The following is a 17,703-nucleotide window of genomic DNA, read 5'->3' on the forward strand; positions in this document are numbered from 1 at the left end:
CCGTGGACTCGGAATGGCTGCCGAAGCTTGACGTCAGTCCGCGTCAACGGGGCTCAGAAGCACGTGGCAGCGGGCCTCTGCCGGTCGGCAGTCCGGGATAAGCGCCGGAATCGCAGGCCCGAACGTGCGCGGCATCGAATGCGCCTGCATTTGCCAGTTTCGTCGTTCACTTGACGCGGAACTGCACCGTCGATGTTCGCCATTGTCCGGAGCTTGCCTCGGCATGGGCTCGGTGATCGCCGCGTTCGAGCGGCCACAGCCAGCGCGGCTCCTCACTGCGCCCGACCGGCTGCTCGTCGACGAACCAGCGCACCGGCCCGGCATCGGCCGCGGCATCCAGTCGGAATTCCAGTGCCTGCTGCGCGGGTGGCACCCGCGGATCGATCGCGATGCGCAGGCCATCGAACGGCTGCAGCCATTGCGGCGTGGCGCCTGCCGTTCCCTCGGGCGGCACCGGGGTCGCCGGGTCCGCGGCATCCGGCGCGAACCATTCGCGATACTCGCCGCCGTCGGCAGCCGGCACCATCCGCGCGATCAGCAACGGGCTTCGCGGCAACGGCTCCGGCGCGAGGTCGCGGTTCAGCACGGCAAACACCGAACGCACCAGCAGCGCCGGCCCGATCGAGCCGGTGACGCCATCCATCGGCTGCCCGGCCAGCGCGCCCATCCAGGCCCCGACCACATAGCGATGGTTGAACGCCACGCACCAGGCATCGCGATAGTCGCTCGACGTACCGGTCTTGACCGCGGTCTGCGCCGGGAAACGCAGCAGGCCGCCGCTGCCGAATTCGAGCAGCCGGGCATGCGGGTCGGACAGGATGTCGGTCACGATCGACGCCGCCTCGCGGTTGATCACCGGCGTCTCCGGCTGCGCCTCGATCGCCCCTTCGAATACCGTCAGCGGCCGCGCCCGGCCGAGGTTCGCCAGCGTCGAATAGGCGTTGACCAGTTCGAGCAGGGTGACCTCGCCGTTGCCGAGCGCGATGCCGTCGCCGTACCAGTCCGGATGCGCGGTGAGGCCCTTCATGCCGAGCTGCCGCAGCAGGTTGAGGAAGCGATCGCCGCCGACGAACTGCAGGGCCTTCACCGCCGGCACGTTCAGCGAGTTGCCGAGCGCTTCGCGGACCGTGACCGTGCCGTAGCTCAGCCGCGAGTAGTTGCGATACGGATGGATGCCGTCGCTGACATGCGCGGCGAGCAGGTCGTCCTCGATCGCCGTCGCCGCGGTCCAGCCGGATTCCAGCGCCAGCGCGTAGACGAACGGCTTCAGCGCGGAGCCCGGCTGCCGAGCCGTCTGCACGGTGTCGATCCCGGTTTCGCCCGGCGCGGCGTCGAGATTGGCCACGTTCCAGGCTCGAACCCGATTGCCGATCCGGTCGATCACCAGCAGCGCGCCCTGCCGGACGCCGACCCGCGCCAGTTCCTGTACCCGCTGATCGAGCAGCCGCTGCGCCTCGCGCTGCAACGGGCGATCGAGACTGCTACGGATGGCGCCCCGCGCTGCCAGCGCCGGCGGCGCGCGGCGCAGCACCTCGGCAATGAACGCCGCGGCCGGCACCTCGTCGTCGTCCGCCCGCAGCGCAGGCGGCGGCGTGGCGAGCGGCACGATCCGATCAGCCGCGATCAGGCCATCGGCCGCCATCCGTGCAGCCACGCGCTGCATCGGCCCGGCCAGCCGCGCCGGATCGCGGATCGGATCGAGCCGACTCGGCGCACGGGGCATCACCGCCAGCGCCAGCATCTCGGGCTCGCTCAATGTCGCCGGCTCGCGGCCGAAGTAATGGCGCGCCGCCTGCACCACGCCGCGGCGATGGGCGCCGTACGGCACCTGATCGAGATAGAACTCGAGAATCTCGGATTTGGAAAAGCGCGCTTCGAGCCGCATCGCCTCGAAGCCTTCGACCCAGCGCGACCAGACCGTGCGTGGCCGCGGATGCAGCAGCCGCACCACCTGCTCGCTGATCGTGCTGGCACCGCGCACGGCGCGGCGTGCGCGCAGGCTTTGCTCGATGGCACTGATGCGGGCCCGCCAGTCGATGCCGCCGTGCTGCCAGTAGCGGCGATCCTCCGCCGTGACGATCGCCTGCCGAAGGAACGCCGGCACGTCGGACAGCGGCAGCCGATCCGCCGTGTTCCAGCGCTGCTGGTAGCGCACGTTCAACGGTGCGCCGCTGCGGTCGAGCACGATGGCGCGAGTCGCCGCGTCGGCCTCCGGCAGCAGCCGATCCGGCAGCGCGCGCTGGCTCAGCGCCGTGGCCCCGATCAGGGCGACGGCCAGCACGGCCAGCAGGCGGATGACGGAACGGCGGGTGATCGACATGACGGATTTCCGAACGCCGAGCGATGATGCCAGCGGCTGGCACGCCTTGCCGAATCGCGTTACCGTCTGACCCTGCTCGCGACCCGCCGCAACAGACGGCCTTCGACGATGTCGCAGCACCTGCGAGGGGACGATGAGCCGGATACCGAACGACACGCCACCGCATCGCGCCGGCCTGCTGGACCGTCGATGGTTCCTGAAAAGCGGCCTGCGCTGGAGCGCGGTCGCTGCGGCCGCGCCGGCACTGGCGCTCGCCGATGACGCATTGCCGACGACCCGCTCACCCGGCCAGCCGTTCAGCAATTACGGCCAGCCGTCGCCGCAGGAAAACCGCACGATCCGCTGGATTTCCGCGAACCGCGCCGTCACCGGCAACGGGGTGTCGTGGACGCCGCTGCACGATCTGGAAGGCATCATCACGCCGAGCGGCCTGCACTTCGAACGCCACCACAACGGCGTGCCGCAGATCGATGCCAGCCAGCATCGGCTGGCCATCCACGGTCTGGTGAAGCAGCCGCTGGGCTTCTCGATCGAGCATCTGCTGCGCTATCCGATGCAGTCCCGCATCTGCTTCGTCGAATGCGGCGGCAACAGCAACAGCAGTTGGAATGCCGAACCGCTGCAGACCCGCGCCGGCTACCTGCATGGTCTGGCTTCGAACAGCGAGTGGACGGGCGTGCCGCTGAAGCTGTTGCTCGACGAAGCCGGCGTTGATCCCGAGGCCGAATGGCTGGTGCTGGAAGCGGCCGATGCCATCGCGATGAACGTGTCGCTGCCGCTGGCCAAGGCACGGCACGATTGCCTGCTGGCGCTGTACCAGAACGGCGAGCGCCTGCGTCCGGAAAACGGCTATCCGCTGCGGCTGATCGTGCCCGGCTGGGAAGGCGTGCTGAACGTCAAATGGCTGAGCCGCATCGAACTCGCGCGCGAGCCGGTGATGAGCCGCAACGAGACCGGTCGCTACACCGAGCTGCAACCGAACGGCCGGGCGCGACAGTTCACCTTCGTGATGGACGTGAAATCGCTGATCACGTCGCCATCGCCCGGCCAGTCACTGCCGGAGCGCGGGCTCTATCCGATTAAGGGATTGGCCTGGTCCGGCCACGGCCGCATCCGGAAGGTGGAGGTCTCCGCCGATGGCGGCAAAACCTGGCGCAGCGCCGAGCTGCAGGGCCCTGTACTGCCGACGAGCTTCACCCGCTTCCGCATCCCGTGGGTCTGGGACGGGCGTCCGGCCGTGCTGCAGAGCCGCGCCACCGACGAGACTGGCCGCGTGCAGCCGACGCGCGCGGCACTGGTTGCCGAACGCGGACGCGCCGGCTACTTCCACTACCACGCGATCGTGTCGTGGCAGGTCGATGAAGACGGCGAGCTCCACCATGTCTACGCCTGATGCCTTGCGTTGGCGGACGCATCGCGCCGTCTTCGCGGCCGCCCTTGCCTGCCTGCTGGCGAGCAGCGCCTGGGCGGCGAGCCAGCCGACCGCCGCCGTACCGCGGCTCGGCCAGCCGCTGTCGTCGGGCGACCTCGCGAAGCTGCCGCCGAGCATCTTCCCCGATGGTCGCGGCCTGCCCATCGGCCGCGGCACGGCGCGTGAAGGCGCGGCGATCTACGACGCGCAGTGCGCGGCCTGCCATGGCCCGAAAGGTACCGGCGGCAGCGGTGGTCATCTGATCGGCGATGGCGCGATCACCGGGCCCGATCCGGACCCCGCCACGAACACCTACTGGCCGTATGCCACAACGCTGTTCGACTTCAACCGTCGCGCGATGCCGATGACCGCACCCGGCTCGCTGACCGCCGACCAGACCTACGCCGTCACCGCCTACCTGCTGAATCTCGGCGGGATCATCGGCGCAGACGCCGAACTGAACGAACGCACGCTGCCGCAGGTGCGGATGCCGAACCGCGATGGCTTCGACTGGATCGACGTGCCAGGGAAGCGTCGACGCTAACTCGAATCTGCCGCCGCAGGTCGCGCTTCAACGCGGCGGCAACCACGCCGGACGGCGGTGCGATCCGGCTGCATCAGGACCTCCAGAAGGCGCGCGCTCACGCCGCGTTCATCGCGACGCGGGAGCAGCCGGCGCTGGCGGCGCCGGCGTTGCCGCTTCGATCACCACCAGCCTCGCCGGCACGTCATTGCCGAAGACATCCGGGTCGTACATCGCTTCGGCATGCGGCGCGGTCACGGCGAACGTGCCGGTCGACACCGCCTGGCCGATCCAGTACAGCGTGTAGCTGCCGGCCTCGACATGGTCCGCGAACCAGCGAGCGGCCTCGAAACGCAGTTCCCGGTGGTAGAACGGGTACGGATCACCGGAGCCCGGTGGCGACGCGTCTTCGGCATCGAGCCCGCTGGACGTCGCGAGGTCCGGATTCAGCGGCTCCAGCCCGCCCGGCACTGGATCGTCGACGACGATGAAGCTGCGGTCGCTCGGCGTGGTCATCGTCAGTTCGATGCGCACGGTCTCGCCGCGCGTGATCGTCATCGGCGACTGCAGCGGCACCCAGGCGCCGTTGCGCCGCACCGCGTAACGGCGCTTCAGGGTCAGCCCGGCATTGGTGGCGCGCGCGTTCTCGTCGCGCTCGACATAGCTGACGCGGGCCGCGAAGTAGCCGCGTCCCTGCCCTTCGTGGCGGATGTCGAGCGACTGCTGCTTGCCGATGTCCGCCGCGACGATCGGGTGCGACAGCACGGCCTGCGGATCGCGCAGCGCCTTGAACCGGGCCGATCCCAGCGGCTTGGCATCGAGGAGCGCGCTCAAGCTGAACGCCGGCACGGTCGACTCGTAGCGCTGGGAATACGCTGCCAGCGCATTCGAGCAGAACACGTTTTCCTGCGTGTTCTCCCAGTGATCGCGGCCGCCGCGAGCCTGCGAGATCGAGCGCACCAGCTTGGCCGGAATCTCGGCCAGACCCGGATCGCCGTCGATGGCGCGGTCGGCACCGCCGACCAGTGCCGAGAGCGCGGCGCAATTGCCGCGCAGTTCGGAACCCAGCAGCGCGGCCCAACCGCGGTCGTCGGTCTCGCGCAAGGTGAACAGGCCGGCGCTCTCCTGCCCGCGCGCCAGCAGCAGGTCGAGCGCAGCCTTGGCCGGAGCGGCGCCGCCGTCGACATGCCGGGCGGCATCGAGGAACAGCGCCTGCCCGAACAGGCCCATGCGCGGCGCCGACGGCAGCTGCCGTTCGAGATCGGCGACCTTGAGCTTGCCGCGCCGGGCGAGTGCCGCAAGCGTCACGGCCCGCACCGTGCTCGAGGCTTCGGCCGACTGCCCGGCGATGTCCCGACGCAGCAGGCCATCGAGATAGCGGTCGAGCTTCGCCTGCACGGCTTCCGGTGGTGTCTGCCCTTCCGCCCGCAGCCATTCGAAGGCCAGCGCGGTGTACGCCGACAGGTAGGGGCTGACATGCGCCTCGTCGCCGTCCCAGTAAGTCATGCCGCCGCTCGGCGCCTGAAAGCTTGCGGCATCGGCGAACAGTTGCGGTGTGATCGTACTGGCCTCGGGCCATGCCAGTTTCGGATCGAGATACGGCTTCAGCTTGCCGAACTGCGCGGCCATCACGCCGGTGGTCAGGCGCTGCTCCCAGCAGCCGTACGGGTAATCGCGCACGTAGCGGAAGGCGCCATCGAGATTGCCGAGCACGGTCGGCGTGAACGTGACGGAGATCGCGCCCCCCGGCAGGCTGCCGTCGGGCACGAGGATCGGTTGCGTGTACTGCCCGGAAGCGAGAAAGCCGAAATCGGCCGCCGTGACCGTCGGCTTGCGTGGCTTCACCGGCACGGCGAGCGTCAGGCCGTCCTTGTCCCTGGCGTCACTTGCGGTGGCGGTGAACTCGATGCTGCCGGGCGCGTTGTCGGCCAGTTCGGCGGCGATGTCGAAGCGCACCACCTTGCGCTCGAACGGCGCGAGCGTGACGGTTTCATCAAGGTGGGCGGTCGCCGCACCCTTGGCATCGAGCACGACCTTCAGGCTGCGCGCGACATCGGCCCGATTGAGCACCGAGAAGCCAGCGGCGAAGGCATCGCCGCTGGTGACCTGATTCGGCATCAGCGGCCGCAGTTCGGTGTCCTTGGTCGCGATCAGCTTGCCGCTGCCGAGTCCGAAACGATCGTTCGGCGTCACCGCGAGCACCAGCACCTTCCACGCGGTGAGGTTGTCCGGCAGCGAGAACGCGATGCTGGCGTTGCCGGCCGCATCCGTCACCAGCGCCGGGTTCCAGTAGGCCACGAACTTGTCGACCGAGCGCAGGCTCAGGTCGGCCCCGCCATCGCCACCCGGCGTCGCGCCCTTCTTTTCGAACTTCTGCCGGCCGACCAGCCGGGTCAGCAGGCTGTAGTTCGCGAGGTCCAGCGAATCCAGCGCGTTGAAGCCCTGATACGGATCGAAGTACAGCTCGCCATCGCGGATCAGGTCGTAAACCGCTTCGTCGACCACGGCCACCGCCAGTTCGATCTTCTCGCCATTGGCGGCGCCCACCGGCACCGCCTTCAGGCTGACCTTCGCCGTTTCGCGCGGCTGGTAGCGCGGCTTGTCCGCAGTCACCTCGACGTCGATGCGCTTGTACGGATCGTCGACCGTGATCGTCGTGTAGCCCATGCGGAACGTCGGCTTGCCGAGATCGACATCGCCTTCCGGCGGCGGGCTCGCCACGCGCGGGGACTGCACGACAACCGACAGGTAGAAGCCCGGCAGATGATCCGGCGTGATCTTCACCTCGATCACCGGCGTGGAGCCCTCCAGCACCTGCGTGCGCTTCTCGATCACGCCGTAGCGCTCGGTCGTGATCAGCGCGGTGGCGCCGGGGTATGGATTCTTCACCAGCACCCGCGCGACATCGCCGACCTTGTAGGTCTTGCGGTCCGCTTCGAGCGACAGGCCGTAGTCGTCGCCCTGTTCCCAGACGAAGCTGTTCTTGCCGGCGGCCCACAGCCATCGCTGCGAGCGATGCAGGCGATTCCGGGTGTCGCGCACCAGTGCGGTGATGCGGTAGGAGCCGCCGGCGTCCGGCGTGAACGCGCAGGACTGCGCGCCGGCTGCCGAGCGGCCCTTGCAGATCGCGACATCGACCCAGCGCTCGCTGTAGCGCGCGACATAGGCGTTGCCGACATCCTTGACCCGCGCCACCAGCACTTCGCGGCGCTCGATCTTGACGTAGCGCGGCACGCCGCCCACCGGCTTGCCATCGCCATCGACCACCAGCGTGTCGACCGACGTCGCCTTGCCCTGCGTCAGCAGCCAGTCCTTCGTCAGCAGGCCGATGTAGCGATCACGCCCCGCGTACGGTGCGCTGGCCGCGCTCGCGATGCTGCGGCCGCGATCGTCCTGCGCACTGCCTTCCACCTGCACGACGCCGTACGCGATATCGCTTTCCGGCGCGGTGAAGCTGGCGCTGAACTCGCCCTGCGCGTCGGTCGCCGCATGCTTTTCGGTGATGCTGCGGCTGCCCCGCGCATCGCTGCCATCGCTGCCGTCGCCGCCATCGGCACCGAAGCTGAATTTCGAGGCCAGCGGGCCTTCCGGCTCGAACGCCCGGCCTTCGACGCGCGCGATCAAGGTCGCCGGCGCATCACCGAACGCGCCGCCGGCATGCAGGCTGGCGCGCAGCACGGCCGTGAACGGCTGGCCGGGCTCGATGCGCTTGGCGCGGATTTCGGTCGCCAGCTTGAACGGCGCCGGCGTGAAGTCCGAGACCAGCACCTGCATCGGGTTCAAGGTGGTGCCAGCCGCGTCGTCCTCTTCCTGACCCGGCTTGCGGGCCCCGGCGAACGTCGCGTGCAGTTCGAAGCGATACCAGCCGACCTTGCCCTGCTTCGGCACGGTGAACGCCCCGTCGATGGCACCGAATTCGGACAGGCTCACGTCATCGCGCTCGTGCACGACCTGATCGGCCGGGTCCAGCACCACGAGCTGGTACGGGCCGCGCTCGGCCGGCGCCAGCGCCCGGTTGTCGTTGTTGCGCACGTACAGCTTGTACTGGATCGTATCGCCGGCCCGATAGACGCCTTGCGCCGTCGTGCCCCAGCTTTTGAGATGCCCGTGGCGCCGCTGGCGCGACGCGTAGATGCGGTAGTTCGACGCGCGATAGGTGTCGACACTGAACGTGCTGGTCAGCGGCAGCACCGCGATGTCGCCGCCTTTCCGGACCTCGACCGCCAGCGGTGATTTCGGATCCCAGCCGCTGCGTTCGAGCTGCGGATCCAGCGTCGACGAACCCGGCAGTTCGGCGAGGCCTGCGGCATCGGTACGGACGGTCACGGCCTCGTCGCCGCTCGGCTGCCAGCGTGGCGGGGCGGCACCGAAGATCGTCACGTCGGCATCGGCCACCGGCTTGCCGGTCGCGAATTCGGTGACCCAGACCAGCGTGTTGTAGTGGCCGAACTTGGCATGCACCTGCCACGGCGTGACTTCGGCAAACAGCGGCTGTCCCGGCCGTTCAGCGCTGTAGATCGCCGTTGCGGGCGCTGTCGTCAGCCAGCCGTCGATGACGCCGGAGCGGCCATCGAGCAGCTTGCGGATGTCCAGCGGCATCGCGAAGGCCACATCCTTGACCGCGGCGACCGGCCGCTCCGCCCGCAGACCAGCCTGCACGCCATCGGCCGTCGTCCGCGTCACGTTCAGCTTCAGGCGGTCGAGGTTGGTGACGATGGCCGGCACTTCGGAGTCGATGCCGGCTTCGAGCACGGCGGTGTCATGCTCGAAGCTCAAGGCCGGGCTGCGATGCGCGGTGCGGAAGCGCAGATCGATCGCCTTGCCGAGCTTGCGGTCGAAGATGTCGCGGATGTCGCCGGTACCCTCGACGCGGTACTCGGCATTGGCCTTCAGGGTGAACGGGAACCAGACCGCGTAGCGACCGTTATCGACATTGTTGGTGCCGACATAGACGCTGTTCGAGGCGTTGGCCCACGGGTCGTAATCCTTGCGGCCGCCAGACGGGTCCGGCGTGATCGTCAGATGCTTCGCGGCCGTGGCCGGGACCACCGGCACGTTGAACACCAGCGAGACCGGCGACAGCGGATCGCATTCCAGCGGCGTCCTGTCGCCCGGTGCGAACAGGCCATCCCGGCCGTCGGACCGGTTGCAGCGCAGGCCAAGCAGTTTCAGCGTCGGAAAGGTGTGGAAACGTGCCGCCTCGTCGTCGGCCACGCCCGGTTCGGTGCCGAGTGCCGAGACGAGGCCCGCGGACAGCTTCAGGAAGCCGTCCTGATCCGGTTTCAGCGGCTTGGCCGGCCGCAGATGCCATTGCCGCCGCGCCTCGCTGGCCGGTGCGCCGCCCTGCGCCGGCACGTAGTACGGCGTGTCGCGATCGTCCGGGTCCGGCTGCACGATCAGTGCTTCGCCCGCGATGCGTCCGGACTGCACGATCGATGCTGCCGTCACCGGCTGGCTGAACAGCGCGCGGATCACCGGCTCGGTGGGCGACTGCCAGTGATCGACCGAGGCGTATTCGAGGATCGGACGCTGCGTGATGAAGCGGTGTTCACGACCGCGCAGCAGCCTCGCGCCGCTGTCGGCAACGAATTCCGGTCGCACGTCGATCTCGTAGACCGTGGCCGGCAGCATTTCGGCATTTTCGGGCAGTTGGCAGGCCAGCGCCTGCGGATCGAGCCAGCGCCACTCGCACGGCAGCGCCGGGGTGATCGTGATCGGAATCTCGTCGGCCTTGCGCTCCATGCGGCCGAGCGGCACCACCGCGCGATCGAACGAGAACACGATCTGATTGCCGGGCTCGACGTCCTCGCCTTCCGGCGTGATCCGCAGCAGCTTCAGTTCGCCGCCAGCAGCGGCCGCAGTGGCCGCAGTGGCCGCTACCGCCGGAACCGGCGCAGCCGTGCTCAGCCCCCACGCCAGCAGCCCTGCGAATGCCGCCAGACGGCGACTCATGACTTCACCTTGATGCGGATGTAGGCCACGCGGCCATCGCTGCCGTGTGCCGTGACTTCGCGCAGGCCGGACACGCCGGTCCAGCGCTTGTCGCCGCTGTCCGTATTGCGGGCGCGCGACGATGGCAGGCCGATGCGGCCCAGCAGCGCGTCATCGAACGGCGTTTCACCGAGCTCGTTGACGGTCAGCCAGTCCGCCTTGCCGTCGATGAACACGACTTCGGTGTTCCCGGGCGAGTAGCGGCAGCGGCGCGAATACAGCGTGGTTTCGCAGCTTTCGGGAGGTCCGAGCGCGGCGCGAAGCTCGTCCTCGGTCTTGCCGGCGACGTCGGCCATGCGGAACAGCGGCGCGGTGCTTTTCGGGTCCAGCGATTCGAACGCGCTCGCGTAGTCGAAATCGCCATCCGGGCCGGCCGCGGCATCCGACCAGCGCGCCCGTGTCGCCCACACGGTGGCGGCGAGCGCCACGACCAGCACCGCCACCAGCATCGCGTACCTTCGCATGTTCCACTCCGGGATCGATTGTCCGTCGACGCCTTGATGCTAGCCGGTCACCGGGTCGTCGTCTCGCGTGGAAGCCGCGGGATCGGGCGATCCGGAGATGCGGTTCACGGATTGCGGCGCGGTGCGCCGGATCAGAGCTTGTGGCCGCCGTGCGCCGCGATCTTCAATGCCAGTTCCAGCGCCTGCTCGTAGTTCAGACGCGGGTCGACGGCCGAGCGGTAGGCACGCTCGAGATCGGTTTCGGTCAGATCGCGCGCGCCGCCGAGGCATTCGGTGACGTCCTCGCCGGTCAGTTCCAGATGGACGCCGCCGAGGCGCGTGCCGCAGGCGGCGTGGATCGCGAACGAGGCCTCGACCTCGCTCAGGATGTCGTCGAAGCGCCGAGTCTTGAGGCCATTGCCGGCGGTCTGGGTGTTGCCGTGCATCGGATCGCACAGCCACAGCACGTCATGGCCGGCGGCGCGGACCGCGTCGATGATCTTCGGCAGGCCGGCGTCGATCTTCCCGGCGCCGAGGCGATGGATCAGCGTCAGGCGGCCCGGCTCGCGGTCCGGATTGAGCACGCGGCACAGCTCCGCGATCCATTCCGCGCTCATCGATGCGCCGACCTTCACCGCCACCGGATTGCGGATGCCGCGCATGTATTCGACGTGGGCGCCATCGATCGCCGCCGTGCGCAGCCCGATCCACGGCAGGTGCGTCGACAGGTTGTAGTAGCCCGGCTGGCGCGGCACGCGGCGGGTCTGCGCCGCTTCGGCATTGAGCAGAAGCGCTTCGTGCGAGGTGTAGAAATCGACCCGGTTGAACTCGCCGATGGTCTGGCCGGCCAGCGTTTCCATGAACTTCACCGAATCGGTGATCGCCTGCACGCGCTTCGAGTACTGCTCGGCCAGCGGCGCGTGATGGACCCAGTCCAGATCCCAGTATTCCGGGTGATGCAGGTCGGCGAAGCCGCCATCGATCAGGCCGCGGACGAAGTTGATCGTCATCGCTGAACGCTTGTGGCCTTCAAGCAGCAGTTGCGGGTTCGGGATGCGGGATGCCGCGGTGAACTCCGGCGCGTTGACGGTATCGCCGCGGTAGCACGGCAGGGTCACGCCATCCCTGGTCTCGACATCGGCCGAGCGCGGCTTGGCGTACTGCCCGGCAATGCGGCCGATGCGCACCACCGGCATGCGCAGGCCGTGCACCAGCACCAGGCTCATCTGCAGCAGCACCTTCAGGCGGTTGGCGATCAAGCTGGATTCGCAGTCGGCGAAGCTCTCGGCGCAGTCGCCCCCCTGCAACACGAAGCTGTGGCCGGCCTGCGCCTGCGCCAGCTTGGCTTTCAGCGCATTGACTTCCCACGACGTGACCAGCGGCGGCAGGCGGCGCAGTTCGGCCAGCGCGGCGTCGAGCGCGGCGCGGTCCGGGTACTCGGGCTGCTGCACGGCGGGCCGGGTCTGCCAGCTTTCGGGGGTCCAGGTCATCGGGGTTCGGCGGAGGGAAACGGGGAGCGGATTATAGGCGGCGTGGTACTTTGTCCGGGTGAAACTGCGGGGTTGCTGATGTCGGAAACGGGCACGCTGATTACGATTACCGAAGCGCTGGCGGAGTTGCGCGAGCCGCCTCGCCGAGTCGAACGCGGCGGATCGATCGCACGCACTCGGCGCGGGAAAGTCGTCGTCTGGCTTCGGCCGATGGGAGCAGGATTTTCGGACGCGACAGTGTCCGAAAGCTCCGCGTGCGGTGAGCGAGCCGCTTCATTCCCGGGGTAGTCGCATCGCTGGTCCGTAGTCTCATCCTGAGTTCTTGCCGAGGCGGCGAACCTGCCGCTGAACCCTTTCGTTCATGACCGCAAACAAGACCGGCGAACACACGCCGATGATGCAGCAGTACCTCGCGATCAAGTCCCAGTATCCGGACACGCTGGTGCTGTACCGGATGGGCGACTTCTACGAGCTGTTCTTCGACGATGCCCGCAAGGCCTCGCGCCTGCTGAACATCACGCTGACCAAGCGCGGCGAGTCCAACGGCGCTCCGATCGCGATGGCCGGCGTGCCGTATCACCAGCTCGAGAATTACCTCGGCCGACTGATCCGGCAGGGCGAATCGGCCGCCATCGTCGAGCAGGTTGGTGAGGTGGGTGCCGAGAAAGGTCCGGTGCGGCGCGAAGTGGTTCGCGTGGTCACGCCGGGCACGGCGACCGAGGATTCGCTGCTCGACTCACGCGCCCAGAACCTGCTGGCCGCGGCCTGCGTCGGCGGCGGCCACTACGGACTGGCGTGGCTGGAGCTGTCGTCCGGGCGCTTCAGCGTGCTGGAAACCGGCAGCGCCGGCGACTGGCGTGCCGAACTGCATCGGCTTCGGGCGTCGGAACTGCTGGTGCCGGAAGACGCAGCGCTTGACCTCGGAGGCCTGCACGGGCGCTCGCGCCCGGTCTGGCACTTCGATCCGTCATCCGCCCGGCGTCTGCTGACCGAGCAGTTCGGCACCCGCGACCTGCGTGGTTTCGGAGCCGACGACTTGAGCGCCGCACTCGGCGCCGCTGGCGCGCTGCTGCAGTACGTGCAGGAAACGCAGAAGTCGCGCGTCGGTCATCTGACCGGCCTGCGGGTCGAGACCATCGACGAAGCGCTGACCCTCGACCCGTCGACCCGGCGCAATCTGGAAATCGAGCATTCGCTGTCCGGCTCCGCGCCGCACACGCTGGTGGCCGTGCTCGACACCTGCGTGACCAGCATGGGCAGCCGGCAGTTGCGGCGCTGGCTGTCACGGCCGCTGCGGGATCGCGAGACCGTCGGCGCGCGGCATGACGCCGTCGAGCTGCTCCTCGACAGCGGCGCGCACCGTGCGCTGCGCGAAGCCTTGAGGCCGATCGCGGACATCGAACGCATCCTCGCCCGCGTGTCCTTGCGCTCGGCCCGGCCGCGCGATCTGGCCGGCCTCGGTGCCTCGCTGTCCGGCCTGCCGGCGCTGGCGCAGACCTTCGCCGAGATCGACGCGCCGCTGCTGCGCGCGCTGGCCGCCCGGCTCGGCGAGCACCCGGCGCTGGCCGCGGAACTGGCGCGGGCGATCATCGACGAGCCGCCGCTGCTGGCGCGTGACGGCGGCGTGTTCCGTCCCGGCTTCGATGCCACGCTGGACGAGCTGCGCCATCTGTCGACCAATGCCGACGGCTTCCTGCTCGATCTCGAGCAGCGCGAGCGGGCGCGCTCCGGCATCGATTCGCTCAAGGTCGGCTACAACCGCGTGCAGGGTTACTTCATCGAAGTCACCAAGCAGCATTCGAATCGCGTACCGGCCGATTACCAGCGCCGACAGACGCTGACCCATGCCGAGCGCTACCTCACCGAGGAACTGAAGCGCTTTGAGGACCAGGTGCTCGGCGCGCGCGACAAGGCGCTGGCGCGCGAGAAGCAGCTGTACGACGCGCTGCTCGACCGCGTTGCCGCCGACCTCGCGCCGCTGCAGGCCACCGCCGCCGCCATCGCCGAACTCGACGTGCTGGCCGCCTACGCCGAGCGCGCGGCGAGCCTGCGCTGGACGCGGCCGGAACTGGTCGCGGAACCCGGCATCCGCATCGTCAACGGCCGGCATCCGGTGGTCGAAACGACGCTCGATGGCCCGTTCGTGCCGAACGACAGCGTGCTCGACGACCGCCGGCGGCTCCTCGTGATCACCGGCCCGAACATGGGCGGCAAGAGCACCTACATGCGCCAGACCGCGCTGATCGTGCTGCTGGCGCATGCCGGCAGCTTCGTGCCGGCGGATGCCGCCGTGCTCGGCCCGGTCGATCGCATCTTCACCCGCATCGGCGCGGCCGATGATCTGGCGCGCGCGCAGTCGACGTTCATGGTCGAGATGTCGGAAACCGCGAACATCCTGCACAACGCCACTGCCCACAGCCTGGTGCTGATGGACGAGGTCGGGCGCGGTACTTCGACCTACGACGGTCTCGCGCTCGCCCGCGCCTGCGCCGAGCATCTGGCCACCACGTCGAGGGCCTGGACCCTGTTCGCGACGCACTACTTCGAGCTGACCGCGCTCGCCGACGAGCTGCCGGGCGTGGTCAACGTGCATCTCGATGCCGCCGAGTACGCATCGGCCGCCGGCGAACAGCTGGTGTTCCTGCATCGGGTGCAGCCCGGGCCGGCGAATCGCTCGTACGGCCTGCAGGTCGCAGCACTTGCCGGCGTGCCGTCCCCGGTGATCGCGCGCGCCCGGTCGATCCTGCAGACCCTCGAAGCGCAGGCCGATGCCGCACCGGCGAGGCCAGCGGTGCCGGCGTCCAGCAAAGCCGCAGCGCCGGCCGCGCCGCAGCTGTCGCTGTTCGCCGCCCCCGAATCAAAAGCGCTGGCGCTGCTCGATCGCCTGGATCCGGACAGCTTGAGCCCGCGCGAGGCGCTGGAAGCGGTCTATCAGCTCAAGAAGCTGCGCTGACGCCGCGCCCGCATTGCCGAGCGATCCGGACACTCAGACCGAGCGTGTGGCCATCGCCGGCGGCACGCGCGATGCGCGCCGTGCCGGCCCCAGCACGGCCAGTTGGCCGAGGATCCACAGCGCCACGCAGCCGGCCGGCACGTAGTACCACGGCAGGCGTGCGGCCTCGTAATTCTGGATCAGCCAGACGTTGAAGCCGTAGGCCATCGCCGCGCCGATCGCGAGCCCGAGGGTCGTGATCACGAAGTTCTCGGTCAGGAAGTAGCGCAGGATCATGCCGCGCGTGGCACCGAGCGCCCGGCGTGTGCCGATCTGCTTGGTGCGCTGCGTGACCCAGAAGCTGGCCATGCCGACGATGCCGAGCGCGGTGATGATCAGCAGCGCCGCGATGACGATGGTCAGGATGATCATCATGGCGCGGTCCTGCGAATAGCCCTCGCCGCGGATGCGCTCGATGCTGCGCGCTTCGCGGACGATGCGGCTGTGGTTGATCTCGCCGAGCTTCGCCTCGATCTGCTTCATCAACGCATCGCGCTGCCCCGGCGCGGTGCGCACGAGATAACGCATGCGGCCATCGCCGACCAGCTGCTGCGGCACGAGGATCGAGAATTCCGCCAGCCGCTTGGAATGCGGCCATGGCGACTGCAGGCGGTCGACGACGCCGATGATGGTCACCGGCGGTTTTTCGGTATCGAGATACACCTGCTTGCCGAGCGCCGCCTGCCCCGGCCACAGCTTTTCGCCGAGCGCCCTGCTCATGATCACGCCGGCCGGCCAGCCCTGCGTGGTCCGATTGCGCTCGCTGACTTCATCGGGGCGGAAATCGCGGCCGGCGATCAGCTGCGCCCCGAGCGTGTTCAGGCCGTGGTCGTCGACGAAGTAGATCGCGGTCGGCGCGGTCGAGGTCTTCTGTTCCTGGGTCAGCGACAGGCCTTCGCTCCAGCCACCGTTGCTCATCGGGATGGCGTTGATCGTCGTGGCATCGACCACGCCGGGCAGGCTGCGCATCATCGCCAGATCCTCGGCGAAGGTGCGGGCATCATCGAAGCCTTCACCGAAGCCGATGCTCGACACGGTGAAGGTATCGGCCTCGTTGATGCCGCTCGGGCGCTGCATCAGCGCGGCGCGCTCGCTGATGATGAAAAGGCTGTTGCAGACGATCGCCAGAGTCAGCGCGATCTGCAGGCCGATCAGCACCAGCGAGACCTTGCTGCGCATCAGCGCCGACAGGATGGGACGGATTTCCATGATTGCGCTCCGTTACTGGGTCTTGAGCTGGGCGGCCGGCTGCACGCGGCAGGCGCGCCAGGTCGGGAACAGGCCGGCGAGCATCGCGGCGACGATCGACAGCACCAGCGTGGTCGCGACCATCACCCAGTCCAGCTGGGCCACGGCCTTGAACTCGCTGTACAGCGCGCGGACGCCGAGCAGCCCGAGCCAGGTCAGCAGCAGGCCGACCAGCCCGCCGGTGACGCCGACCACGCCGGCTTCGACCAGATGCTGCAGGAACAGCTGACCGCGGCTGGCGCCGAGCGCGCGGCGCAGGCCGATCTCGCCGCTCTTGCGCATGAACTTCGCGAGCAGCAGTCCGACGGTGTTGACCAGACAGACCAGCAGGAACGCGAACGACAGGCCGACCTGGATCTCGACGTCGCTCGACACGACCTTCTGTTCCTCCAGCCACTGCGTCACGTTCGGCAGCTTGCTGCGCAGCGGGCGCTCGAAGCGGCCAAGCTTCTTCTGCTCGCCGATGTAGGCGTCGAGAAAGGCCTTGTAGTCGGCAAGCTTCGCCGGGGTGTCGAGCTGCGCCCAGAACTGGATCCAGATGCAGTCCGAGCGCAGATAGCCTTCCCAGCCGGGCTCGGAATTCTTGAAGCAGTTGTTGTTGCCGGCCGAGCCCATCTGCAGCTCGATGGCGGTCGTGAACGGGATGAACGCTTCCTCGGGCTCGTTCAGGGCGCCATTGCTCACGTCGTAGTACTTCACGCGCGGTCGCCACGTGTCGAGCACGCCGACGACGGTGTATTCGATGCCGTCGAACTTCACGCGCTTGCCGGTGGAGTCGGCCCCGCCGAACAGCTTTTCGTTGATCGGCTGGGTCAGCACCGTGACCCGGCCGTGCTGCTCGTCGACCGACTTGTCCCAGCCGCTGCCGTACTTGAACGGCGTGTCGAACAGGCCGAAGAAATCGGAACCGGTGGCGCGCGCCAGCGACAGGAACGGCTTCACCTCCGGATTGTCCGGCTGCACCGGCAGCACGACCTTGTACATCGCCGCCTGCTTGTCGGCCTTCGACGCCGCCATCAGCGCCGTGGCGTCGAGATAGGTCAGCGCATCCGGCAGGATGTCGGGATTCGGATCGAAGCCTTCGTTGATGTCCCAGTTGTCGAGCTGCACGACATGCAGGCGGTCCGATTTCCACGGAATCGGATCGCTGCCCATCAGGTAGAACACGGTCAGCGAGGTCATGCTGGCGGCGATGCCGAGCGCGATGCCGAACACCATCAGCGCGGTCAGCACCGAGTGCCGGCGCAGCGAGCGCAGCCCCAGAGTCAGGTAGTAGCCGAACATG

The 17,703-nt window shown here is 68.6% G+C and carries 9 protein-coding genes; 3 read left to right on the forward strand and 6 right to left on the reverse strand.

Going from position 1 to position 17,703, the window contains the following annotated elements:
* Positions 1 to 166: 166 nt before the first annotated feature.
* A complete protein-coding gene (locus tag QZ951_RS08405; RefSeq protein ID WP_293000092.1) occupies positions 167 to 2,320 on the reverse strand; it encodes a transglycosylase domain-containing protein in 2,154 nt (717 codons plus the stop codon).
* Between the two features lie 133 nt (positions 2,321 to 2,453).
* Here QZ951_RS08405 and soxC point away from each other — a divergent pair, with 133 nt between their 5' ends.
* Positions 2,454 to 3,713: a sulfite dehydrogenase gene (soxC, locus tag QZ951_RS08410; protein ID WP_293000093.1), complete on the forward strand. Its 1,260-nt coding sequence runs from the start codon at positions 2,454 to 2,456 to the stop codon at positions 3,711 to 3,713.
* Positions 3,700 to 4,275, forward strand: coding sequence for a cytochrome c (locus tag QZ951_RS08415; protein ID WP_293000094.1), 576 nt, complete (start codon positions 3,700 to 3,702; stop codon positions 4,273 to 4,275). Before soxC ends, QZ951_RS08415 begins: the two co-directional genes overlap by 14 nt.
* Before the next feature lie 108 nt (positions 4,276 to 4,383).
* Here QZ951_RS08415 and QZ951_RS08420 read toward each other — a convergent pair whose 3' ends face one another.
* From QZ951_RS08420 to QZ951_RS08430, 3 genes are all read right to left on the reverse strand, one after another.
* Positions 4,384 to 10,206 (reverse strand): alpha-2-macroglobulin family protein, encoded by a 5,823-nt coding sequence (locus tag QZ951_RS08420; RefSeq protein ID WP_293000095.1) that lies wholly within the window; start codon positions 10,204 to 10,206, stop codon positions 4,384 to 4,386.
* The gene (locus tag QZ951_RS08425; RefSeq protein ID WP_293000096.1) at positions 10,203 to 10,709 is read right to left on the reverse strand and encodes a hypothetical protein; all 507 of its coding nucleotides are present in this window, start codon (positions 10,707 to 10,709) and stop codon (positions 10,203 to 10,205) included. The genes QZ951_RS08420 and QZ951_RS08425 overlap by 4 nt, the downstream gene beginning before the upstream one ends.
* Positions 10,710 to 10,840: 131 nt before the next feature.
* Positions 10,841 to 12,178 (reverse strand): class II 3-deoxy-7-phosphoheptulonate synthase, encoded by a 1,338-nt coding sequence (locus QZ951_RS08430; protein WP_293000097.1) that lies wholly within the window; start codon positions 12,176 to 12,178, stop codon positions 10,841 to 10,843.
* 361 nt (positions 12,179 to 12,539) lie between these two features.
* Here QZ951_RS08430 and mutS point away from each other — a divergent pair, with 361 nt between their 5' ends.
* On the forward strand, positions 12,540 to 15,131 hold the full coding sequence (gene mutS / locus QZ951_RS08435) for a DNA mismatch repair protein MutS (RefSeq protein ID WP_293000099.1): 2,592 nt from the start codon (positions 12,540 to 12,542) through the stop codon (positions 15,129 to 15,131).
* Positions 15,132 to 15,164: 33 nt separating this feature from the next.
* On the opposite strand, the gene QZ951_RS08440 is transcribed toward mutS, so the two are convergent.
* Positions 15,165 to 16,379, reverse strand: a complete 1,215-nt coding sequence (locus tag QZ951_RS08440) for an FtsX-like permease family protein (protein ID WP_293000100.1) — start codon at positions 16,377 to 16,379, stop codon at positions 15,165 to 15,167.
* Between the two features lie 12 nt (positions 16,380 to 16,391).
* Positions 16,392 to 17,702, reverse strand: coding sequence for an ABC transporter permease (locus QZ951_RS08445; RefSeq protein ID WP_293000101.1), 1,311 nt, complete (start codon positions 17,700 to 17,702; stop codon positions 16,392 to 16,394).
* Between the last annotated feature and the right edge of the window lies 1 nt (position 17,703).

This window comes from Nevskia sp. (assembly GCF_021732705.1).
Lineage (GTDB): Bacteria > Pseudomonadota > Gammaproteobacteria > Nevskiales > Nevskiaceae > Nevskia.